This window comes from Metabacillus sediminilitoris (genome assembly GCF_009720625.1).
GTDB lineage: Bacteria > Bacillota > Bacilli > Bacillales > Bacillaceae > Metabacillus > Metabacillus sediminilitoris.
Genome location: NZ_CP046266.1, coordinates 4,891,522 through 4,913,727, shown reverse-complemented (window position 1 = coordinate 4,913,727; position 22,206 = coordinate 4,891,522). Strand labels below are relative to the sequence as shown.

Annotated in this window: 24 protein-coding genes and 1 pseudogene; 19 read left to right on the top strand and 6 right to left on the bottom strand. The window is 34.8% G+C overall.

The genetic code is table 11. The features are described 5' to 3' along the window. Nucleotides 1-29: 29 nt before the first annotated feature. Nucleotides 30-1,211 carry an NAD(P)/FAD-dependent oxidoreductase gene (locus tag GMB29_RS23740; RefSeq protein WP_136352459.1) on the top strand — a complete coding sequence of 394 codons (1,182 nt, stop codon included), beginning with the start codon at nt 30-32 and terminating at the stop codon, nt 1,209-1,211. A gap of 69 nt (nt 1,212-1,280) precedes the next feature. Here the strand turns inward: GMB29_RS23740 and GMB29_RS23735 are convergent. Next, nucleotides 1,281-1,406: pseudogene (locus GMB29_RS23735) on the bottom strand (IS3 family transposase); the annotation flags it as partial. A 43-nt stretch (nt 1,407-1,449) separates the two neighbouring features. Here GMB29_RS23735 and GMB29_RS23730 point away from each other — a divergent pair. The 7 genes from GMB29_RS23730 to GMB29_RS23700 all read left to right on the top strand — a co-directional run bounded on the left by GMB29_RS23730 (nt 1,450) and on the right by GMB29_RS23700 (nt 8,013). After that, nucleotides 1,450-1,662, top strand: a complete 213-nt coding sequence (locus tag GMB29_RS23730) for a hypothetical protein (RefSeq protein ID WP_196305288.1) — start codon at nt 1,450-1,452, stop codon at nt 1,660-1,662. Between the two features lie 346 nt (nt 1,663-2,008). Continuing rightward, nucleotides 2,009-2,710, top strand: a complete 702-nt coding sequence (locus tag GMB29_RS23725; RefSeq protein ID WP_136352460.1) for a response regulator transcription factor — start codon at nt 2,009-2,011, stop codon at nt 2,708-2,710. Further along, entirely contained in the window at nt 2,707-3,681 is a 975-nt protein-coding gene (locus GMB29_RS23720; protein WP_136352461.1) for a HAMP domain-containing histidine kinase, read from the top strand. The genes GMB29_RS23725 and GMB29_RS23720 overlap by 4 nt, the downstream gene beginning before the upstream one ends. A 200-nt stretch (nt 3,682-3,881) precedes the next feature. Beyond that, complete coding sequence (locus tag GMB29_RS23715) at nt 3,882-4,652, top strand: ABC transporter ATP-binding protein (protein WP_136352462.1); 771 nt, start codon at nt 3,882-3,884, stop codon at nt 4,650-4,652. Further along, nucleotides 4,627-6,537 (top strand): FtsX-like permease family protein, encoded by a 1,911-nt coding sequence (locus tag GMB29_RS23710; protein ID WP_136352463.1) that lies wholly within the window; start codon nt 4,627-4,629, stop codon nt 6,535-6,537. Before GMB29_RS23715 ends, GMB29_RS23710 begins: the two co-directional genes overlap by 26 nt. Nucleotides 6,538-6,559: 22 nt before the next feature. After that, nucleotides 6,560-7,177, top strand: coding sequence for a DedA family protein (locus tag GMB29_RS23705; protein WP_136352464.1), 618 nt, complete (start codon nt 6,560-6,562; stop codon nt 7,175-7,177). Between the two features lie 2 nt (nt 7,178-7,179). After that, nucleotides 7,180-8,013: an undecaprenyl-diphosphate phosphatase gene (locus GMB29_RS23700; protein ID WP_136352465.1), complete on the top strand. Its 834-nt coding sequence runs from the start codon at nt 7,180-7,182 to the stop codon at nt 8,011-8,013. Between the two features lie 261 nt (nt 8,014-8,274). On the opposite strand, the gene GMB29_RS23695 is transcribed toward GMB29_RS23700, so the two are convergent. Next, the gene (locus GMB29_RS23695; protein WP_196305208.1) at nt 8,275-8,685 is read right to left on the bottom strand and encodes a GNAT family N-acetyltransferase; all 411 of its coding nucleotides are present in this window, start codon (nt 8,683-8,685) and stop codon (nt 8,275-8,277) included. A 176-nt stretch (nt 8,686-8,861) separates the two neighbouring features. Here GMB29_RS23695 and GMB29_RS23690 point away from each other — a divergent pair, with 176 nt between their 5' ends. The 10 genes from GMB29_RS23690 to GMB29_RS23645 all read left to right on the top strand — a co-directional run bounded on the left by GMB29_RS23690 (nt 8,862) and on the right by GMB29_RS23645 (nt 18,290). After that, nucleotides 8,862-9,458 carry a dienelactone hydrolase family protein gene (locus GMB29_RS23690; RefSeq protein WP_136352466.1) on the top strand — a complete coding sequence of 199 codons (597 nt, stop codon included), beginning with the start codon at nt 8,862-8,864 and terminating at the stop codon, nt 9,456-9,458. Nucleotides 9,459-9,839: 381 nt separating this feature from the next. After that, entirely contained in the window at nt 9,840-10,754 is a 915-nt protein-coding gene (locus GMB29_RS23685; protein ID WP_136352467.1) for a class I SAM-dependent methyltransferase, read from the top strand. A 373-nt stretch (nt 10,755-11,127) separates the two neighbouring features. Next, nucleotides 11,128-11,751, top strand: coding sequence for a hypothetical protein (locus GMB29_RS23680; RefSeq protein WP_196305207.1), 624 nt, complete (start codon nt 11,128-11,130; stop codon nt 11,749-11,751). Between the two features lie 119 nt (nt 11,752-11,870). Next, on the top strand, nt 11,871-12,998 hold the full coding sequence (locus GMB29_RS23675) for a diglucosyl diacylglycerol synthase (RefSeq protein WP_136352736.1): 1,128 nt from the start codon (nt 11,871-11,873) through the stop codon (nt 12,996-12,998). 539 nt (nt 12,999-13,537) lie between these two features. Continuing rightward, entirely contained in the window at nt 13,538-14,749 is a 1,212-nt protein-coding gene (locus GMB29_RS23670; RefSeq protein ID WP_136352468.1) for an MFS transporter, read from the top strand. A 378-nt stretch (nt 14,750-15,127) separates the two neighbouring features. Further along, a complete protein-coding gene (locus GMB29_RS23665; protein WP_136352469.1) occupies nt 15,128-15,505 on the top strand; it encodes a DUF2089 domain-containing protein in 378 nt (125 codons plus the stop codon). Next, nucleotides 15,505-15,888: an SHOCT-like domain-containing protein gene (locus GMB29_RS23660; RefSeq protein ID WP_136352470.1), complete on the top strand. Its 384-nt coding sequence runs from the start codon at nt 15,505-15,507 to the stop codon at nt 15,886-15,888. Before GMB29_RS23665 ends, GMB29_RS23660 begins: the two co-directional genes overlap by 1 nt. Nucleotides 15,889-16,015: 127 nt before the next feature. Next, a complete protein-coding gene (locus tag GMB29_RS27140) occupies nt 16,016-16,171 on the top strand; it encodes a hypothetical protein (protein ID WP_196305206.1) in 156 nt (51 codons plus the stop codon). A 48-nt stretch (nt 16,172-16,219) separates the two neighbouring features. Continuing rightward, nucleotides 16,220-17,749, top strand: coding sequence for an MDR family MFS transporter (locus GMB29_RS23650; RefSeq protein ID WP_136352472.1), 1,530 nt, complete (start codon nt 16,220-16,222; stop codon nt 17,747-17,749). 157 nt (nt 17,750-17,906) lie between these two features. After that, a complete protein-coding gene (locus tag GMB29_RS23645) occupies nt 17,907-18,290 on the top strand; it encodes a YkvA family protein (RefSeq protein ID WP_136352473.1) in 384 nt (127 codons plus the stop codon). 69 nt (nt 18,291-18,359) lie between these two features. On the opposite strand, the gene GMB29_RS23640 is transcribed toward GMB29_RS23645, so the two are convergent. Further along, nucleotides 18,360-18,956 carry a hypothetical protein gene (locus GMB29_RS23640; protein WP_136352474.1) on the bottom strand — a complete coding sequence of 199 codons (597 nt, stop codon included), beginning with the start codon at nt 18,954-18,956 and terminating at the stop codon, nt 18,360-18,362. 183 nt (nt 18,957-19,139) lie between these two features. On the opposite strand from GMB29_RS23640, the gene GMB29_RS23635 reads away from it, so the two are divergent. Further along, nucleotides 19,140-19,295: a hypothetical protein gene (locus GMB29_RS23635; protein WP_155443937.1), complete on the top strand. Its 156-nt coding sequence runs from the start codon at nt 19,140-19,142 to the stop codon at nt 19,293-19,295. 66 nt (nt 19,296-19,361) lie between these two features. On the opposite strand, the gene GMB29_RS23630 is transcribed toward GMB29_RS23635, so the two are convergent. The 3 genes from GMB29_RS23630 to GMB29_RS23620 form a co-directional block, all read right to left on the bottom strand. Next, nucleotides 19,362-20,018: a TetR/AcrR family transcriptional regulator gene (locus GMB29_RS23630; protein WP_136352738.1), complete on the bottom strand. Its 657-nt coding sequence runs from the start codon at nt 20,016-20,018 to the stop codon at nt 19,362-19,364. Nucleotides 20,019-20,138: 120 nt separating this feature from the next. Beyond that, complete coding sequence (locus GMB29_RS23625; protein ID WP_136352475.1) at nt 20,139-21,170, bottom strand: ABC transporter permease; 1,032 nt, start codon at nt 21,168-21,170, stop codon at nt 20,139-20,141. Then, nucleotides 21,167-21,898 (bottom strand): ABC transporter ATP-binding protein, encoded by a 732-nt coding sequence (locus GMB29_RS23620; RefSeq protein ID WP_136352476.1) that lies wholly within the window; start codon nt 21,896-21,898, stop codon nt 21,167-21,169. Before GMB29_RS23620 ends, GMB29_RS23625 begins: the two co-directional genes overlap by 4 nt. Between the last annotated feature and the right edge of the window lie 308 nt (nt 21,899-22,206).

Here is a 22,206-nt window from a genome sequence, read left to right as displayed (position 1 = left end):
ATTTGAATAGTAAGAACGGAGGATAATCAATGTCTAAACATATCGTCATTTTAGGTGCAGGTTATGGCGGACTTTTAACTGCTGTTACTGCTCGTAAATATTTAAATAGAGCTGATGCAAAAATCACTGTGGTAAACAAATACCCAACACACCAAATTATTACTGAATTACACCGTCTTGCGGGTGGTACTATTGGTGAAAAAGCGATTTCTATGCCATTAGAAAAGCTTTTCAAAGGAAAAGATATTGATCTTAAAATTTCTGAAGTGACATCCTTCTCTGTTGATAACAAAGAAGTAAAACTTTCTGATGGGTCAACTTTAACATATGATGCACTTGTTGTTGGCTTAGGAAGTACGACTGCTTACTTTGGTATCCCAGGACTAGAAGAAAATAGTATGACATTAAAATCAGTTGCGGAAGCAAATAAGATTTACAATCATATTGAAGATCGTATTCGCGCATATGCAGAAACGAAAAATGAAGCGGATGCAACAATTCTTATCGGCGGCGGCGGTTTAACTGGCGTTGAATTAGTTGGGGAAATTGTTGATCATATGCCTAAAGTAGCGAAAGGTTACGGCGTAGATCCGAAAGAATTGAAAATCATGCTTGTTGAGGCAGGTCCAAAAATTCTTCCGGTTTTACCTGATCATTTAATTGAGCGTGCAACAACAAGCCTTGAAAAACGCGGCGTTGAATTTATTACAGGTATGCCTGTAACAAATGTAGCAGGTAATGAAATCGAATTAAAAGATGGCCGTAAAATTGTTGCAAATACATTCGTTTGGACTGGTGGAGTACAAGGCCTTCCAATGGTTGGAGAATCAGGTCTTGCAGTAGATCGTAACCGTGCGACTGTTAATAGTTATCTGCAATCTTCTTCACATAATGATGTATTTATCGTTGGTGACAGTGCAGTTGTCTTCCCTCCAGGCGGCGGACGTCCATATGCGCCTACAGCGCAAAATGCTTGGCAAATGGGTGAACTTGTTGGTTACAATCTATTTGCATTCTTTAATGAGAAATCAATGGAAGAGTTCTCACCAATTAACTCAGGTACACTTGCAAGCTTAGGACGTAAAGATGGTGTTGCAATCGTAGGTGGAAATGAAACTCCACTTAAAGGACTTCCAGCATCATTAATGAAAGAAGCAAGTAATATTCGTTACTTAACACATATTAACGGTTTATTCAGCTTAGCGTACTAATCATATATTTCTTAAAAGAAAAACTCGCCTTCATGAAGTGACCTCTAAAAGTTAGACACGGTTATTTCATTAGGCAACCTGTTGGGCATGAACCCGGTATTGTACCGGGCTCATGCCTTTTAATTTTTCCTTAATTCGTTTGTGATTGTAGTAGTCGATATATTTAGCTAGTTCCTGCTTGAAGTGTTCTAAACTTAAAAGTCCTTCATAAGCATGATGAAGGACCAAAAGGTAGAAAATGAAAGAAAAAAGGTCCTTCATAAGCATGATGAAGGACCAAAAGGTAGAATATGAAAGAAGAAAAGTCCTTCATAAGCATGATGAAGGACCAAAAGGTAGAATTATGAAAGAAGAAAAGTCCTTCATCGGCTTGATGAAGGACCAAAAGGTAGAATATGAAAGAGAAAAAGTCCTTCATAAGCATGATGAAGGACCAAAAGGTAGAATATGAAAGAAGAAAAGTCCTTCATCGGCTTGATGAAGGACTAAAAGGTAGAATATGAAAGAAAATAGGTCCTTCATAAGCATGATGAAGGACCAAAAGGTAGAATATGAAAGAAGAAAAGTCCTTCATCGGCTTGATGAAGGACCAAAAGGTAGAATATGAAAGAAAAAAAGTCCTTCATCGGCATGATGAAGGACTTTCACTTATAATATTAACCTAAAATGATAAATTCTTTTTATATGATAGGCCGTCTAAATCGTTTTTACCAATGATTTATTTTTCTTAGAACGTTATACTTACAGTTGGTAATAAAATACATACTAATAAACAAATATAAGAGGAGATACCTATCATGTTCAAAATTTTCATTGTAGAAGATGATGCAAAACTTGTTTCTCTATTAAAGGACTTTCTTTCAAAATACGAATATGAGATAAATGCGGTAACTGATTTTAGTACGGTATTAGAACAATTTGAACAGTTTGAACCACATATTGTCCTATTGGATGTTAATCTTCCTAAATATGATGGCTACTACTGGTGCAGGCAAATTAGAAAAAAATCAACATGTCCGATCTTATTTGTTTCAGCTCGTGATGCGAAAATGGATCAAGTTATGGCACTTGAGAACGGTGCGGATGATTACATAACAAAGCCTTTTGAATATGAAATTGTGCTAGCGAAAATAAAGAGCCAACTACGGAGAGCATATGGTTCATATGCAGCCAATCAAAATGGATGGACTTTGAAGGTAAATGATTTAGTTCTTGATGTTGAAAGATTAGAATTGCGCCAAGGGAATAGGAAAGTTGAATTGAGTCATACGGAAGCAAGAATTCTTGAAGAATTGATGAAAAAAGCAGATCGGGTCGTCAGTCGGGAACGGCTGCTAGAGAAAATTTGGGATGATCAAGTATTTGTCGATGATAATACGTTAAATGTTTACATTACAAGAGTGCGAAAGAAGTTAGCACAACACCACATTCAAGATGCCCTGCAAACTGTGCGGGGAAAAGGGTATCAACTTAAAACGAATTGGGGAAATGAAGATTGAAATTATTTATTCGTGATCATATCTCTTTAACATTCTTTTATTTTGTCCAACTTGGCGTTATGATTCTTATTTTCTGGCTCGATGGCTATAAAAATCAGACAACGATCCTTTACGCTTGTTTTCTTAGTACATGTATTTTTGCGGGGTATCTTTTTTATCGATTCGTGACAAACAAATCGTTTTATAAAAGATTGTCTACCCCGATCTCTTCTCTGAATGATTTATCGATTGAACTTCAATCAGCACCACTGCCTGAGAGTTTACATCACTTTCAAAGACAACAAATTCAAAACTATCAACAAGAACTACATAAATACAAACATAAACTTGACCACCACATTCAATTTATTAATCAATGGGTCCATCAAATGAAAACACCGATCTCTGTTATTCATTTAAGTATTCAAGATATAGAAGATGATGACCTTTTTGAATCGATTGATGTAGAGCTTGATCGACTTAAAAAAGGACTTGAAATGGTTTTATTCAGTTCAAGATTAGATCATTTTGAAAGAGATTTTCATGTGGAAACGATTAACTTAAATAGCTTAATAAGAGAATTAACATCTAATCAAAAGCGCCTTTTTATCCGTAATCGCGTCTATCCTGAACTTTCAATAGATCCTTCGATAACCATTACATCAGATGAAAAATGGCTTTCGTTTGTGATTTCACAGCTTATAACGAATGCAGTAAGGTATACAGTTGAAAAAGGGCGGAAAATTGTTTTTCGTGGAAGAAAAGATGAAACAAAAACGGTTTTAGAAGTTATTGATGAAGGCATTGGAATCCCTAAAAGTGATTTACCACGTGTTTTCGATCCATATTTTACAGGAGAAAATGGAAGAGCATTTCAGGAATCAACAGGAATGGGGCTTTATTTAGTAAAGCAAATCTGTGAAAAGCTTGGTCATCACGTCGACATTGAATCTGATAGTAAGTCCGGTACGGTGGTAAGAATTAGTTTTTAACATGATAAAGCGATGGGACGCAGCACATGTATGAAAGGTAAAGCAGACTTTCCTTTTCATGCTCTTACTTGCCATAGGAAAATCAAGGCGCTTACACTTTTCGTAGCTTACAAAAATGTAAGCTAACTGTAATTTAACGACATGGAAGAGTTATTTCATTCTAGTTATGATTGTATTAGAATGAACAAGGAGTGAAAGAAATGTCGGTATTACATGTCAATCATCTAACGAAGGTATATGAAGGAAGGATTGCTCAAAAAGCTTTAGATAATATTCATTTTTCAATCGCCAAAGGAGAGTTTGTTGGCATTATGGGCCCATCCGGGAGCGGGAAAACGACCTTGCTAAATATGATAGCAACGATTGATAGACCAACATCTGGTGATATTTTGATAAATGGTAAAAATCCTCATCATTTAAAACGAAGAGAAACAGCTTTATTTCGAAGGCGGGAGCTAGGCTTTGTCTTTCAACATTTTAATTTACTAGATACACTAACTGTTGAAGAAAATATTGTCTTGCCGCTTACGTTAGATGGAGTAAGAATGGAAGAGATGAACAGAAAGGTTAAGCATCTAACGGGAAAATTAGGGATTGAGCAAATTCTTGGAAAGAGAACGTATGAAATTTCGGGCGGACAAATGCAGCGGACTGCGATCGCTCGAGCAATTATTCACAATCCATCCCTTATTCTAGCTGATGAACCAACTGGTAATCTAGATTCGAAATCATCTAAAGAAGTGATGAAAACACTGGCAGCTATTAATAAGGAAGAACATGCAACAACTTTAATGGTCACACATGATCCCCTCGCTGCGAGCTACAGTGATCGCGTCATTTTTATAAAAGACGGAAAGCTTTACAATGAAATTTTTTGTGGAGATAATCGACAGACTTTCTTCCAAAAAATTATCGATATGCTTTCATTGTTGGGAGGAGACAGTCATGACCTTTCGACAATTCGCTTATAGAAATGTAATGAGAAACAAACGTACTTATGCCGCTTATTTTTTAAGTAGTGCATTTTCTGTGATGATCTTTTTTGTTTATGCTCTTTTTATTTTTCATCCAGGAATCCAAAAGGGAGTTACAAATTCGGCTGCCGTTCAGTTAATGATCGCGGCTGAAATCATTATGTACTTTTTTTCCTTCTTTTTTGTGATCTACTCAGTTGGGACATTCTTGAAGTCACGAAAGCGTGAATTTGGGATATTAATGATGCACGGTATGACAAAGAGACAGCTGAATTTACTCGTTTTTTTAGAGAATATGCTTATTGGGATAGGGGCAATTCTAGTAGGCATCTGTTCAGGAGTGATAACAGGGAAATTATTTTTAATGCTTGGTTCAGCCATTTTGAAAATAGAGACCCTACCATTCCATTTTTCTTTTCAAGCATTAAGTTTAACGGTTGGTGCATTCTTGCTGCTCTTTCTTTTTATTTCTTTATTTACAACTTTTCTCGTTCGTACCAATAAATTAATTGATTTATTTCAGGCAGGACAAAAGCCAAAAAAAGAACCGAAAGCATCTCCAGTTTTATCAGGAATCGCAGCTGTCTTACTGCTCACAAGTTATTATTTATCAGCTACGACGACAATGCAAAATTTATTATTTCGAATGCTGCCTGTTATTGCAATGACAATTATCGGAACGTACTTTTTCTACACACAATTATCCGTTTTTATCATCAAATTATTACAGAAAAATAAACAGCTATTCCGGAAAAAAACAAATATGTTGACCATTTCAAATTTAGCTTATCGACTTAGAGACAATGCTAGAATGTTTTTTATGGTAACAATCGTATCAACTGTTGCTTTTTGTGCTGTCGGGACCCTTGCATCGATGAATGTGATTAACAAACAATTTGAAGTCGATTATCCTGCAGCGATTAGTTATGTTGCAAAAAATGAACAATCGATTCACGAACAACATCTGCAGCAAATTAAGAAAGAACTAAAGAAAAATAGGATTGAGTATACAACTTATCAGTTTCCGATCCTTTATATAGATGTGGCTTCAACAAATGAATGGTATTTACCTGCCAAGCTTCCTGTTATTTCTTTTTCAGACTATAAAAAAACCGCTATGTCGGCAGGTTTTGAGTTTGATGAAAAGATGCCTTCATATGATGAAGTTTTGGGAATGACAACACATCGATTTGAAAATGACGATAATCTGGTAAACTATACATTGGGACAAAGCAGAATAGAGGTTACTAGAAATGATTACACAAAGCATGTGGCGATTCCAAGAGAGCTTGTTGAAGATGAAGGGATTGTCGTAAATGATGAGCTTTTTGAAAAGCTTGCAATAAATGAAAAGAAAGAGCAGTTTACTGGTTTTTTTATGAATGATTATAAGAAAACAGCAGGTATGTTTGAGAAACTCGTAAATGAAGGCAGAGTGATGTATACAGATGATCAAGCATATGCAATGACTGTTAGTGGAACACTTCTGAATTATCAAATGAGCTTGTTCAGTATGATGTTATTTATTGCTTTATTAATTGGGGCAGTTTTTTTCATTGCGGCTGGAAGCTTCTTATATTTTAGACTTTATGCGGATTTAGAGTATGATGTCCGCCAATATTTAACGATCATGAGGGTAGGGTTAACAGATCAAGAGTTAACGAAAATTGTTACACAGCAACTTCTGCTGCTATTTTTTGTACCAATTATTGTGGCGATTGTCCACAGCATTTTTGCGTTTATTGCTTTGCAAAGTTATTTTACTGTATCAATTGCAGGTAAAACAATAGGAGTTCTCATATGTTTCTTTCTTGCACAACTGCTCTATTTTTACTTTATTAGAAAAATGTATCTAAGAAAATTAAGGAAGTCATTGATTTAATCAATTTCTATGGGAGGTTAATATGGAAAACTGGATTACAAATAGTATTGAACAATTTGGATATTGGGGGGTATTTTTACTAATTGCCTTGGAAAATGTATTCCCACCGATCCCATCAGAAGTTATACTTACATTCGGGGGAATGTCAACGAATTTTACAGAGTTAACCATCCCTGGTGTCATCCTGTCAGCTACCGCTGGTTCACTAGTAGGAGCGGTGATCTTATATAAGATTGGTAATCTTCTTGATGTAGAAAGACTTGAGAAAATAGTTGATCGCTGGGGGCATATCCTTCGTGTGAAGAAAAAAGATATTCATCGAGCAGATCATTGGTTCGATAAATATGGTTACTGGACAGTCCTTGTTTGTAGAATCATTCCATTGATCAGAAGTCTTATCTCCATTCCGGCAGGGATGTCACGTTTGAACTTTTGGCTGTTTCTTCTGTTTACAACAATTGGTACATTAGTATGGAATATCATCCTTGTTTCGGTGGGGGCGAAATTCGGTGAATCATGGGAAGAAATTGTACAATTCATGGATATTTATTCAAATATCATCTATGCGGTGATTGCATTAGTAGGTGTTGCAGCCGTCGTATTTTTTATTAAAAAAAGAATGATGAATAAGGGAGAATAAAAATGGATTTTCTAATGCTTATAAAAGCAATTATTTTAGGACTGGTAGAAGGATTAACAGAATTCGCACCAGTATCATCAACAGGTCACATGATTATTGTTGATGATGTGTGGCTGCAATCAGAAGAGTTTTTGGGCAAATATGTAGCAAACACATTTAAAATTGTCATCCAGCTTGGTTCCATTTTAGCTGTTGTCGTTGTTTTTAGGAATCGATTTATCGATTTACTAGGCTTAGGCAGACTGAACAAAAAATCAGTTTCTGCTACTAATAATCGCCTTAAGTTATCACAAGTAATCGTTGGATTAATTCCTGCCGGTATACTTGGCGTGCTTTTCGAAGATTATATTGATGAACATTTATTTTCTATTGAGACTGTATTGATTGGATTAGTGGTTGGTGCCATTTTGATGATTATTGCAGATGTTTTTGGTCCTAAACAACCTAAGACAGAAACCGTTGACCAAATTACGTATAAACAAGCATTTACAGTTGGACTTATCCAATGTCTATCATTATGGCCTGGATTTTCAAGATCAGGATCAACGATTTCCGGTGGTGTTTTAGTAGGGATGAGTCACCGTACTGCATCGGATTTTACGTTTATTATGGCAGTTCCTATTATGGCAGGTGCCAGTTTTATCTCCTTATTGAAAAACTGGGAGTACTTCACACTTGATGCGATGCCATTTTTCATCGCCGGTTTTATTAGCGCGTTTGTATTTGCATTATTATCAATCCGCTTTTTCTTGAAGCTGATTAATAAAATAAAGCTCGTACCATTTGCGATTTACCGTATTTTATTAGTGGTTGTTATCTACATTGTTTATTTTTAAATAATAGAAGGCTAAGAATGGCACGGACTTTAAATGCTTTTCTTAGCCTTTTTTTATTTAATTCCAGAATTATAGTGGTTATTTCTTTGACTGGGTCGCAAGTTTCATAGGATAATACTCGTTACTTGAATGAAAGAATACTACTCAAATGATATTATAAACCGTGAAGTATGAATATATACTTCACGGTTTATTCATATATAGTGAAAAATTTTGATAAATACTGTTATTGAATAAATGCAACCGTAACAAAACAAGCTACTACCTCTTTCTAGAAATGATAAAACCATTGTCTATTGCTTCAAAGCCAATTTTAGGATAGTATTCCATTGCAATAGGTGAAGCTAAAAGAATTAACGAAGCTTCTTCACCGATATGTTCTTGAACTAATCGTACAAGTTCTTTGCCTATACCTTTACTTTGATACTCTTTATTTACAGCTAAATCTGATAAATAACAACAATAACTATAATCTGTAATCGCTCTGGCAATCCCAACGAGTTTGCCATTGTCCCAAGCTGTGATGAGAACGTCAGCATTTTCTATCATTCGTTGTAATCTGTCTAAATCATTAACAGGTCTTTTAATACCTGACGATTTGAATAGGATCGATAGTTCCTCTGCTTTAATGATTGCGTCTTTTTTATAAGTGATCTTAATGATATTTTCCATATGTCTCCCCCTAATGAATATAAATGAATTTACCATATTTACATAATTTTGAAAATGAAAATTGAAAAGAACAAGGTGAAACTTCAACAGTAGATGGTTTGATTTTTACTAATAATAAACCATTTTATTTTGGTATTATTTGTAGAATAGGAGTAGAAGGTCAATGGGAGGTGTAAATAATAATCATAAATAATGATTCACAAACTGTCATTATCGTCATACATGAAATTTATGGAATAAACGAGCATATGAAGAATATTTGTCATTTGTTATCTAATAAAGGTTTTGATGTCATTTGTCCAAATTTATTAAACAAAGATACATCTTTTGATTATTCTCATGAGAAAGCAGCTTATCTTCACTTTATGGATAACATAGGGTTTAAGAAGGCATCAGATATAATAAAACGTCTATTATTAGATATGAAAGATAAATATAAAAAAGTATATTTGATTGGATTTAGTGTTGGGGCAACTGTTGCTTGGTTGTGCAGTAAAGAAGAGAGTCTCGATGGCATTGTTGGATACTATGGTTCACGTATTAGAAATTATTTAGAAATAGACCCGCATTGTCCTACAATGCTGGTTTTCCCGCAAAAAGAACGATCATTTCATGTTGATGAGTTAATTTCCTGCTTTGAAGAGAAAAAGATGGTCGAGGTACATAAATTTAATGGGTTACACGGGTTTAGTGACCAGTATTCTCCAAACTATCATGTAAAGTCAGCACAGGAAGCATTTAGCAAAGTGATTGAATTTATTAAAAGACATTGATGAATCGAATGTAGTTGTGAAGAATGTAAGAGGATTTATGCCAGTATAATTCAAAGGAGAAATTATGGAAGAAAACAAATGAAAACATATTATAAATTCTATGTAGGTTGAAACGTAGAAAAGATTAACTATCAAATTCACGGATACCGTTTTAGGTGAGAAAACTTTAGGTATCATTATTCAAATAATTCATAAAACGAGAAAAAAACCCATTATGAGTTGTTTTTGTAGTATCCTCTTTAACTAAGGCGAGTTAACACAAATAATTGAATTTGACAAAAAAATACATTTATGATATAATTTACAATTAAAAAACTTCTGTGTATAATAAGATTCTCCTGGCCGGGGGAATCTTATTTTTTTACACAGGAGGCAATTATAATGAACCCTAATGAGTCCAGTTTAACTTCCTTCATATCAGCTTTTGGGCGAGCATATCACAGTAAATATGACACACCAAAAATTTTTGATGATTTTGTTGCAATAGATCTAATTTCCAAAAAAGAGTTTTCAGACATTAGTGAGAATATGATAAAAGGAATCCAGTTTTTCAACGAAGATATTGCTAAAGCGTTTCAAAATCAACCGGAAGAAATTTTAAAATGGATTACACAAGTCCAGCTTTCTCCAACACCCCTAGCTCGTGCTGCATATTGCGAAAAAGTATTGTTAAATGAAATTATGTTAGGGTTAAAACAGTATGTCATACTTGGAGCCGGTTTAGATACTTTCTGTTTCCGACATCCAGAATTGAAAAACAGATTAGAAATATTTGAAATTGATTATCCAGCTACACAGGAATTTAAAAAGAAAAGACTGGATCATGCCAATTTTAAAATCCCGAGTAATCTACATTTTGTTTCTATGGACTTTACCCATATGTTTTCTTTTCAAGATCTAATAGATGAAGGTTTTGATAACAAAAAAACCTTTTTTAGCTTTTTGGGTGTTTCTTATTATTTAACCAAAGAGGAAAATTCAAGCTTGATAAATAATTTATTTGCCAAAGTCCCATCAGGAAGTTCTATAGTTTTTGATTACGCAGACGAAAAACTCTTTGAAGAAAAAGGAATGTCTAATAGAGTTAAAAATATGGTAAAAATGGCTTCAGCAAGTGGAGAACCAATGAAATCGTGTTTCACTTATTATGAGATCGAGAAAATGTTACAAAATTCAGGTTTACTAATTTATGAGCATTTATCGCCAGCTAGGATAAATGACTTTTTCTTTAGTGATCGGAAAGATTATTTGTCTGCTTTTGAAACGATTCATTATGTCCACGCTGTAAAAGAATAAGATTCTAAGTAACTAACCGCCAATACAAATGATAATTAAGCGGCTAGTTATCTATTCTAATACGATATATCAGATACTATCTCTTACTGAACCACTTCTAATTGAACTAACTTAAAGCGCTTCTTCATGAACGAGGAGGCGCTTTTTCTTGTCACCCCAAAATATAACCCCATTCGAAGATCTATTTCAAAACAATACATCTCAAGCCCTACATGAAAATAAAACCTGAGATTGTTCATCAATTTAAGGATTTATAGGACGATAGTATGAGAAGTAATGAGACCGATATGAAGTGAAAATTTCCTTTTATTATTTCATCCTTTATATAGAGATTCGGTTTAGTTACTACCATTTATATAACGGGGGAATCTTAATGGAAGTGTATATCATTCTTACAGATACAGGTACGATCTTTACAAGATTGCTAAAAATGTTTACGAAGCATTCATTAAACCATGCTTCAATTTCTTTTTCAAATTATTTAGAAGATACGTATAGCTTCGGAAGGAAAAGTCATTATAACCCTTTCATCGGAGGATTCGTAAAGGAAAATATGAACGGAAAGTTATTTGAACAAGCAACTTGTGCCATCTATAGCTGTTCAATCTCAGAATCTGCCTATACGCAAATGCTTGAGGTTGTTCAAGAAATGGAAAGGCAACAACAGAACTATAAATATAATTTCATCGGCCTATTCGGTGTTCTGTTTAATAAAAGAATCAATAGGGAGAATGCTTATTTTTGCTCAGAATTTGTGGCAACGATCTTAAATAGGGGAGGAATTTCATGTAAGAATAAACCAGCATGCCTTGTTAAACCGAATGATTTAATAGAATCTGAAAATGTTCGTTTTGTTTATGAAGGAAAACTACAGACCTATTTATTACAACAAAGGAAAACTACAGAGCAAGAGCCCATTGAGGATACATTGAAAACAAGGAAATTATTAACCGTAGATACTATTTATCTAAAACTTTCAAAGACAATTGCGAGTTAATTGGAATAAAACTATTTTTTTCCATATTTTCAATTTTTGAAAAACACGCTATAATCACTATGTTAACAATTGAGATCGATATGAATAGATAGATTCAACAGTTAGGAGATACAAACGTGTTGGTAAGTAAATCAAAGGTATTAATATTAACTGAGAAATATGGAAATGGGCATGTTCAAGTTGCTAAAACTCTGCAAAAAGAATGTGAAAAAATGGGGTTTGGGCAGGTTATCATAACTGAACTATATAAAGAGTCCCACCCTCTCATATCTCAATTAACAAAACATTTATATATTAAAAGTTTTTCATATGGAAAACGATTTTATAAACTATTCTATTATGGTGTTGATAAAATGTATAACAAACGTTTTATGAATTTATATTATGCATTGGGCTATAAACGGCTTTCTGAATTGATTCAAACGGAGAAGCCTGACATGATTATCAATACATTTCCGATGATGGTTGTACCGGAATATCGCGATAAGACAGGGGAAATTATTCCTACATTCAATGTGGTAACAGACTTTTGTCTTCACAAAATATGGGTGCATAAAAATATTGATAAATACTATGTCGCAAGTGAACAGGTTAAAAAGAAAATTCTGGAACTAGGGGTTAAACCAAATCAAGTACGAATTACCGGTATCCCAATCAGGGAACAATTTGAACACTCTAAAGGTGAAAAAATCAATAACGCAAGGGTATATACGAAATACAATCTAGATCCTACTAGAGAGATCGTCTTAATTATGGCTGGTGCGCATGGGGTTTTAAAAAATGTTGATAAATTATGTGAATCATTATCGAAAGAGAATAACCTGCAGATTGTCATCGTATGCGGGAAGAATGAAACCCTTAAGAAGAAGCTCGATCCGATCGCTAAACTGTATCCAAAGACGATTATTCCATTAGGCTATGTTGAAAATGTTGATGAATTATTTCGAATTTCTTCCTGCATGATTACGAAACCTGGCGGGATCACGTTATCGGAAGCAACAGCACTAGGTGTCCCGGTCATTTTATATAAACCAGTACCAGGACAAGAAAGAGAAAATGCTTTATTTTTTGAGAAGAAAAAATCAGCTGTCATCGTCAACGATTACAAGGAAATGAAAGAAGTTGTGTTGAATCTTCTTGAAGATAAAAAGACATTAGAAGTGATGAGGAATAATATTAAGAAGATGTATCACCCGAATGCTGCCAAAGCTGTTTTGGAAGATATGATTGAAGAGTCGTACAAATAAGAGATTTAGAGGCTAGATTGTGTTCGTTTCACATGGTAGTATGTACTGTTCTTCGATTATTATTTACGTGTAGTCCATCTTCGTTTCCTTGTATTCCTCACGTTTGATGCTTCGTCATACATTAAAATAATATTTTAGAATAAATTTAGGCTTGACGTATACTTGGTAAATTGTTTAGGATAGAGATATCAAAAAATGGAAGGGTGTAGTAAGTACATGATTTTATAATCCTTTTTCAAGAAAAACATTCGTTAATTACGCAATGGTTTCCTGGATAGGATAAGTCTGTACTTTTAAGGCTGCTATACCCTTAATACGGAATTATGTGCTCTTTTCCTATTCAGAAATTTAATCTATTTTAACGATATCTTTTCTGGATAGGATTAGTCATGTGCATATATAGATAAAAGGTCATGCTTTGTTTGCCTTTTGCTATATAACCTTGCCTCCTATTCAGAGACGAATAGGAGGTTTTTGGTTTTTATAAACAAAAACAAGCAAATGAAAAGAAATCCAATAGAAAAGAGAGGCTATCATACATGACAACAGAACAAAGGAAAAAAATGATCATTTTAATGATCAATATGTTTATTGCCATCGGAAGCTTCGGAATTATCATCCCGATTTTACCGGCATATTTAAAATCAATTAATCAAGGGGGAACAGCTGCAGGGTTAATGATCGCTATCTTTGCAGGTGCCCAACTCATCTTTTCACCAATTGCCGGAAAATGGACAGATCAATATGGCCGCAGAATCATGATCATTTATGGCTTATCAGGCTTAACATTGTCAATGTTTGTTTTTTATGCTTTTGATAATATTTGGTGGCTATATGCTTCACGTGTCATAGGAGGAGTTGGAGCAGCTTTCCTTATTCCAGCGATTTTTGCTTATGTAGCTGATATTACGTCATTCGAACAACGTGCTAAAGGCAATAGTTTAGTTTCAGCGGCGATGTCACTGGGAATTGTTATAGGACCTGGAATTGGCGGATTTTTAGCTGATTTTGGCTTGAAGGTTCCATTCTTGGTCTCTGCCCTTGTATCACTTTTGGCTGTTTTATTCTCTGTTCTTGTTTTGAAGGAAAGTGAGACAAAGCAAGGATCTGCAGAAAAGGCAATCCACATTGATAACGAATCAATGGTGAAAAAAATGGTTCGTTCTGTCAAAATGCCATTTTTCATCCCGCTTATTATTACGCTTGTCATGAGCTTTGGTTTAATGGCTTATGAATCAGTTGTCGGTCTTTTCGTTGACGATCTATATGGGGCAACACCACAAGAAATTGCTCTTATGTTCACTTCAACAGGAATTGTTAGTGTTATTGTTCAATTATTTGTTGTTGACCGCCTTGTCAATCGCTATGGTGAAGGAACTGTATTAAATATCTTTTTAGGAGTAGCAGCACTTGGTTTCCTTCTATCCTTATTTGCAACAAGCTATGCATTTTTCTTTGGAATCTCACTATTGATTTTCCTATCAACATCCATCCTGCGTCCTGTTCTAAATACACTTATTTCAAAAATGGCTGGGAATGAGCAAGGTTTTGCGATGGGGATGAACAATGCATATATGAGTATCGGAAATGTATTAGGACCGACACTTGCCGGGCTGTTATATGATATTCAAATTAGTTCTCCATTTATTTTAGGTCTTATCCTGTTAGTCATTACATTAGCGATTGCTTTCGTCTGGCAAAAACGGGTATTACAACAAAATAATATGAGAGTAAAACCTGAGAAGGTATAAATATAAGGACGTTTCTCTTTTAGAGAAACGTCCTTTCTTTTTGTCCTAAACCATCGTTCTGATTTCTTATTCACATAAAATTTCTTGATAGAGACAATCCTTTATATGTGAAATCGAGTGGCATTCCTGTGATTGCTACTCACTTTCTATAAAGGGGAAAGGATCTTGCCAGTCCTTCATAAGCTCTAAATTCTTTAGAGTTGACCAGAGTAGCAACTGTTTTCAAAATTTGAAATTCTGCATGATATAAAATAATTAATACAAAAAACAAATATTTAAAACATTTTATAAAAATAAATTAAAATAGTTAAAACAATACTTGAAATAATTAAGTTATATTGTAGAATCTAATTAGATATATATGGAAGGGAGAGAATCATGGCTTATCCGCTAATAACAGATTGTCCAGTATGCAGTAAAAAATTAAAAGTAAAAAAGTTGCACTGCACACATTGCCATACAACGATTGAAAATGAATTTGAGATGTCTAAATTTGCAAGTCTCGCTACAGAGCAGCTTGATTTCATCGAGGTTTTTATAAAATGCAGGGGAAACATTAAGGAAGTCGAAAAGGAACTATCTATATCATATCCAACAGTCCGTGGAAAATTAACGGAAATCATTGAAGCACTCGGATACAAGACACAGTCTAAAAATAAACTGGATAAGCAAAAGGTTCTTACAATGCTCGATTCAGGAGAAATCACAGTTGATGAAGCGATTAAAATGTTAAAAGAAGATGGGGAGGATTCATAATGAAAGAAGAAATCGCAAAGGTCATGACGATGGTTCAAGAGGGAAAAATAGATGTTGAAAAAGCGACTGAGCTCTTGCAGGTAATGAGGGGAGATGACACACAAAATCAGTCAGAAAAAAGCTCCGATTATTATCGTAAAATGCTTAAAGTTCAAGTTGTCTCTACTGAAAGAGATAATATTTATGTGAATGTGCCAATTAATTTAGTGAAAGCTGTTTTGAAAGCAGGAGTAGGAATCGCTTCAAAAGTTCCACAGGCAGAAATGTATGTAAAGGATATTGATATTGATCTTCTGCTTCAAGCAATTGACAATGAAATAGACGGAAAAATCGTTGATGTGACATCTGCGAACGGTGACAAGGTTTCCGTCGTTATTGAGTAGAAGAATGATGATCGTAAAAATTAAAACGAAGAAGGGCCTTCACTTTTCGGTACCAGTTCCCTATTTTATTATTAATGGCTGCATATCGCTTATCTGTTCACGTGTTTTCTGGAATGGAGTGAAAAGGATGACAAACCATCATCCCAAAGCAAGTGTATGGATTCCGGAAACATTGGATAAAAATACACTTAGTGTGTTAGTAGCATCCTTGAAAGCTCATAAAGGAGTAACGATCGTAGATGTAGACTTGAAAGATAACATGAAGGTGAAAGTCATATTATGAGCAAGAAGAGGTTAAAGAAGATCATTTTATTTATAAGGAGAATACAAGTTGAAAGCAGAAGATAATAAAAATATAGGATTTGTTGTGGCAGGTTTGCTTTTGGCAATCTTAATGTCCTCAATGGACAATACCATTGTTGCTACAGCGATGGGAACGATTGTATCAGATTTAGGCGGGCTTGATAAATTTATTTGGGTTACTTCTGCCTATATGGTAGCTGAGATGGCTGGCATGCCGATCTTTGGGAAACTATCCGATATGTACGGACGTAAACGGTTTTTTATTTTTGGAATTGTGCTCTTTTTAATCGGCTCCATTCTTTGCGGTACCGCCCAAAGCATTGAACAGCTTAGTATTTATCGGGCCATTCAAGGAATAGGTGGAGGGGCTTTAATTCCAATCACCTTTACTATTCTTTTTGATATTTTCCCACCGGAGAAACGCGGAAAAATGACTGGGTTGTTTGGTGCAGTATTTGGTCTTTCTAGTGTTTTTGGTCCATTGCTTGGTGCGTATATCACAGACTACATCAGCTGGCATTGGATTTTTTATATTAATCTTCCACTTGGGCTGCTTTCATTCTTTTTCATTTTGAAATATTATAAAGAATCACTAGAGCATGCAAAACAAAAGATTGATTGGCTTGGTGCTTTCACACTTGTAGGTGCAGTTGTTTGTCTAATGTTTGCTCTTGAACTTGGCGGTAATGAATATGACTGGAATTCTGTTACGATTATTGGTTTATTTGTTGGGTTTGTCATCTTGTTTATTTCGTTTTTAATTGCCGAAAAAAAAGCATCAGATCCAGTTATTTCATTTACCATGTTTCAGGACAGATTATTCAGATCTAGTACGCTAGTTGGCTTGTTTTATGGAATAGCCTTCATTGTCGCATCAATCTATATACCAATATATGTTCAGGGTGTGACTGGGGGAACTGCAACAAATTCTGGTCTCATTCTTTTACCGATGATGCTTGGTGTCGTCGTGTCCAGTCAACTTGGGGCGATGTTTGCATCAAGAATCGGTTATCGGAATGTGATGCTCGTTTTTGCATCTATTTTCATCGTTGGAATTTTCCTGCTAGGTACGCTGACGGTTGATACACCAAAGTTTTATTTAACCTTGTATATGATTATTGTTGGTCTTGGTACTGGTGCTTCTTTCTCTGTTTTAAGTATGGCAGCAATTCATCACATGGATACAAGACAGAGAGGATCAGCAAATTCAACCATTTCATTTGTAAGACAGCTTGGAATGACGATCGGGATTACGATTTACGGTATTATTCAGAGAAATTTATTTTCTGATAAAATGAATAGCTCATTTGAAGGGACGGGTCAACCATTTCAGGGGAATGCATCAAACGATCCGCGAGCACTTTTATCACCTGAAGCACGCGCAGCTATACCAGAACCTATCCTGGAAAAAATCACAGATGCACTTTCTAGTTCAATCGCGCAAACATTTATGTGGGCTTTAGCTCCTGCGATTCTAGTGATTATTTTTACTTTCATGTTAACAAATGATCGACTCGAAATGTCATCAAAACCAGAACAGGAACTGCAGCCTGAGTAAGAAATTTTAAAAGAATAAGCGATTTAGAGTCTATCCTAATTGGATAGGCTCTCATTTTTTATTTCATTAATTAGATGACTAAATGCCTTAAGATTAAGGAACTTATTAAATACTTTTGCTATACTTTAATAAAATAAATGAGATTAGGAGAATTAAATTGTTAAAAAAAATGAAAGCTTGGTCAAAGAATTTGAAGAAGCAGGTTTTTATTCTCTATTTTGCTTATAAAGATGATAGAGTACCCTTGTATGCAAAGCTATTTGCTATTTGTGTGGTTGCATATGCGTTCAGTCCAATTGACTTAATTCCTGATTTCATACCGATTCTAGGGTTTATAGACGATCTTATTATCGTACCATTAGGTGTCATGCTTGCTTTAAAAATGATACCGGAGCTTGCTATAAAGGATTGTGAAGAAAAGGCAAATGAGTTAATGAAAAAAGGTAAACCTAAAAATTGGATAGTTGGGTCTTTCATCCTCTTATTTTGGAGTCTGATTCTAATATGGGTTATTTATTCAACGTATCATTTCTTCACATAACGATTATTTTTATAACTCAGATTCATTCATCATCTGAGTTATAAAAATAATCGACCGGTCTTTTTACCCTTAAACTTTATTTCTCAACTCATCATAATCCGTTTTTATATATTGAAATATTTTTGCGTTGCCGCCTCGATCTGGATGAGCTAGTTTTAATAACTCTTTAAAACCAGCTAACACGTCTTTATCACTAGCCCGTTTAGATAGTCCGAGTTTTTGACGATATTCGTTTGGGAGTGCAGCCTGCTCAACATGATTGTTTCCAAGTCTTTCTTTTAATGAGATAATTTCATCACGTAATTCAATATTTTCTCTTAATAAATCAATTGATTCTTGTTTTAATTTGTTTTTCTTATGTATTAATAACATCATTTCATGATTTAACTGATCTTTTTGCTTTGTTAATTGCTTTGTTGTATTCTCAAGAAGTTCTTCTAATCCTTTTATATGTGCATCTTGTACTTTAAGTTTTAATGTTAATTGACGAATCAACTCATCTTTATTTGGAATGGTCTGCTCATTTATAAATTGATTTAAGGCATCTTCATCGATTGTAAATCCGGTTGCTCTAATCTTCCCTTCACGCAGCCAGTTTCGAAACGTCTCAATATTATCTGTTACCCCTGCTTCCTTCAACATTTCAAATGCTTGATCAGTGTTCAAAAAATACCCCTGCCCCTCGTAAGACATTATTTCTTCTACTATATATATAAGGATGAATACCTCTTTTTTTGCACTTCCTATCAAAAATGACCCATTTTTTATAAAAAGTTATATTTTTTATGTATAAAAGAATGATAGTTTGGGAATGATAAAGATAAGAAGATAAAAAAGGAGGAAATAAATATGTTAAGAGAAAGTAAAGTATCTTTAGCTGATTTTGTAGAGCATGATCGTTTTGATTTAAATACATATCTTAAATGTTTAGTGAATAAGGTTCAGGATGAATTAGAAAATAATTGGGTGAAACAAAAACCAATGAAAAAGCAGGTTCGCTCTTGAAGACAAAGCGTATGAAGACATAAGAAGGGTAGAAGAATACGATAACAATTCTTCTACCCTTCATCTTTAAATTTCACTTTTAGGAGATAATCCGTGCATAATAAATTGTATCGTTCTTTCAATTTCTTCGGGATCATCCCAATCTGCTTCAGGTAAGAGCAAATATCTTGCGATGACATAACCAAAAATCGTGGAAATGGTCAATCTTATGGCACTATATGTCGGCATTTCAATAATTTGACCTTTTGCTTGGTAATATTCAATAACCCTCTCAAATCGCGTAAATATTTTTTTGGCAATATGCTCTTTAAATTGTTCTTTTAATTCTGGTTGAAAAGGTATCTCTTGAATTAAAATGCGAAAAAGCTGCATGTTATGGATGATAAACTTTGCTCGATTCTCAATAATGGCTCTTAAGAATTCTTCAAAGGTTTCAAAATCAGCTTTTAATACTTTATCAAAATCTTTAATGACAAAGGGGGCAATTAGCTTCGCCATCATTGGCGCGACAATCGAGAGGAGTAAGTCCTTCTTCGTTTTATAATGGCGAAAAATGGTGCCTTCAGCAACACCTGCTTTTTTTGCAATTTCACTCGTGGAAGTTGCAGCAAATCCTTTCTCAGCAAAAGCTTCAATCGCAGCAGCTAAAATTTTCTTCTGCTTTTCTGTCAGCTCTTCTTCATGGTTAAACAATTCATCTATCATTTTATCTTGTTCAGACATTTTTTGCTCCTTTGTATCTGATAACAAAAATATCGAAATTTTTGTACTCATTATCGGTTTACTTCTGCTTTTCTTAATCTTAACCGATTTTATAAAGAAGTTAAAATGCTTTGAATACCTTTAAATTTTTCGATACTTTCTAAGCGCAAAAACATTTAAGATGATAAAAACAAGAGAAAATCCAGCCAATATAAGAAGATTCATGTAAATTTCGTTCCAGCCGTACCCTCTTACCATCACATCCCGTAATGCTTCAGCAGCATAGTAAAGCGGCGTTAATGGTCCAATCCAGCTAAGCCAGCCTGAAATTGTTTCCAAGTTAAATAACCCTGAAAAGAAAATTTGCGGTACAACGATAATCGGAATAAACTGAATCATTTGCAGCTCATTATTCGCAAAAGCTGAAAGTAAAATACCAAGTGTTAGAGCTGTTAAGGAAAGGAGTAAAGTAATTAACAACACAAATCCGAATGCACCTTCCATCAGCATACCTAAAACATAAATGGCATAAGCAGCAATAATCGTTGCCTGTAACATGGTAAAAATCCCGAAGCCGATTACATAGCCGATAACGATTTCCCATTTTCGCAAAGGGCTTGAAAGCAATCGTTCAAGTGTACCAGTTGTACGTTCTCGTAAAAATGATACACCTGCAATCAGAAAGACAAAGAAAAACACAAAAAAGCCGAGTAGAACTGGACCAAAATAATCAAACTGTCCCATTTCATTGGAGCCGTGTAAATAATGTACATCTATTTCACTAGCCGTTTCACCATTTCCTTGCAGAGACGATAAAGCAGTTTGAATCCATTTAACAGTTGCTCCATTTACAGAAGGGTCACTGCCCTCGAGAAAAATGAATGGAGTTTGGCCTTCAACATATAGATAGCCATCAATCTCTTTATTTGATAAATCTTCTTTCGCTGTTTTTTCACTTTCATATTTAGTGACTGTCGCATCTTCCAGGTTCATTTTTTCTATCATGGCCTGCGGAACATCGACAAACCCTACTTTAGGTTGATAATCTTCCCCATTAAAAACGAGATTCAACATTGTTAGAACAAGGATCGGTGCAAAGATTAGTAATCCCATTGTTCTCTTATCACGAATAATTTGCCGTAATATTCGAATGACGAGTGCTTTTATTCTCATGATTTAGCACCTCCATAAACAAGAAATGCCTCTTCAATAGTGGCTGAATTTGTTTTTTCTTTCAGTTCCTCAGGTGTCCCGATTGCAATAAGACGGCCATCCCGCATTAATCCTAAACGATCACACTTATCTGCTTCATCCATTACATGTGTGGTGACAATAATCGTCTTGCCATTTTTCTTAAGTTCATAAAAGGCTTCCCAAATGCTTTTCCGTAAAACAGGATCAATTCCTACAGTAGGTTCATCGAGAATTAATAGCTCTGGTTCATGCAAAAGGGAGATGGCTAACGATAATCTTCGCTTCATTCCTCCAGAATAATTCGAAACAAGTTTCGAAAGATGGTCTGTAAGCTGAACGATCTCCATCACTTCATTGATTCTTTGTTGTTGTGCTTTTCCTTTTAAGCCATATAGCGAGGCGAAAAATTGAAGATTTTCTTTTGCAGATAGCTCGCCATAAAGAGCATCAGACTGAGCCATATAGCCAACTCTTTCAATCAGGTTTAACGAAGGCATTTTTTCCTGAAATAAATACGTATCACCTGATGTTGGAAGCTCCAAACCAATCAACTGCTTAACAAGCGTCGTTTTGCCTGCACCTGATGGTCCTAGAAGACCAAAAATTTCGCCTTCATTAATTTCTAGATTAATATCTTCTAAGACTTGCTGTTTTCCAAAGGCTTTTGAGATTTGTTGAATAGAGACAATTGCATCTGTATGATTCAAGTTTCTCCACCTCTTTCGATTAAGTGAGTGATTACTCACTCTTATGTTACAATCTTTTAGTTTATTCGTAAAGTGAGTAATTACTCACTATTAATGTAACTATTTATCCTTTATTGGTGAGGTGAAGACACAAATTTGGCTAGTGAGCAAGAAAAAAGGTCTTCATACGAAAGATGAAGGCCCAAATCCGTCGAGTGAGCAAGAAAAAAGGTCTTCATAAGAGAGATGAAGGCCCAAATGCGTCGAGTGAGCAAGAAAAAAGGTCTTCATACGGGAGATGAAGGCCCAAAACCGTCGAATGAGCTAGA

Bases quoted from the DNA above. Each gene is read 5' to 3' on its own strand.
- GMB29_RS23660 (WP_136352470.1), top strand. From the start codon at position 15,505: ATGAAAGAAGAAATCGCAAAGGTCATGACGATGGTTCAAGAGGGAAAA.
- GMB29_RS23670 (WP_136352468.1), top strand. From the start codon at position 13,538: ATGACAACAGAACAAAGGAAAAAAATGATCATTTTAATGATCAATATG.
- GMB29_RS23705 (WP_136352464.1), top strand. From the start codon at position 6,560: ATGGAAAACTGGATTACAAATAGTATTGAACAATTTGGATATTGGGGG.
- GMB29_RS23725 (WP_136352460.1), top strand. From the start codon at position 2,009: ATGTTCAAAATTTTCATTGTAGAAGATGATGCAAAACTTGTTTCTCTA.
- GMB29_RS23680 (WP_196305207.1), top strand. From the start codon at position 11,128: ATGGAAGTGTATATCATTCTTACAGATACAGGTACGATCTTTACAAGA.
- GMB29_RS23665 (WP_136352469.1), top strand. From the start codon at position 15,128: ATGGCTTATCCGCTAATAACAGATTGTCCAGTATGCAGTAAAAAATTA.
- GMB29_RS23715 (WP_136352462.1), top strand. From the start codon at position 3,882: ATGTCGGTATTACATGTCAATCATCTAACGAAGGTATATGAAGGAAGG.
- GMB29_RS23695 (WP_196305208.1), bottom strand. From the start codon at position 8,685: ATGGAAAATATCATTAAGATCACTTATAAAAAAGACGCAATCATTAAA.
- GMB29_RS23740 (WP_136352459.1), top strand. From the start codon at position 30: ATGTCTAAACATATCGTCATTTTAGGTGCAGGTTATGGCGGACTTTTA.
- GMB29_RS23630 (WP_136352738.1), bottom strand. From the start codon at position 20,018: ATGTCTGAACAAGATAAAATGATAGATGAATTGTTTAACCATGAAGAA.
- GMB29_RS23635 (WP_155443937.1), top strand. From the start codon at position 19,140: ATGTTAAGAGAAAGTAAAGTATCTTTAGCTGATTTTGTAGAGCATGAT.
- GMB29_RS23730 (WP_196305288.1), top strand. From the start codon at position 1,450: ATGAAAGAAAAAAGGTCCTTCATAAGCATGATGAAGGACCAAAAGGTA.
- GMB29_RS27140 (WP_196305206.1), top strand. From the start codon at position 16,016: ATGACAAACCATCATCCCAAAGCAAGTGTATGGATTCCGGAAACATTG.
- GMB29_RS23710 (WP_136352463.1), top strand. From the start codon at position 4,627: ATGACCTTTCGACAATTCGCTTATAGAAATGTAATGAGAAACAAACGT.
- GMB29_RS23685 (WP_136352467.1), top strand. From the start codon at position 9,840: ATGAACCCTAATGAGTCCAGTTTAACTTCCTTCATATCAGCTTTTGGG.
- GMB29_RS23625 (WP_136352475.1), bottom strand. From the start codon at position 21,170: ATGAGAATAAAAGCACTCGTCATTCGAATATTACGGCAAATTATTCGT.
- GMB29_RS23700 (WP_136352465.1), top strand. From the start codon at position 7,180: ATGGATTTTCTAATGCTTATAAAAGCAATTATTTTAGGACTGGTAGAA.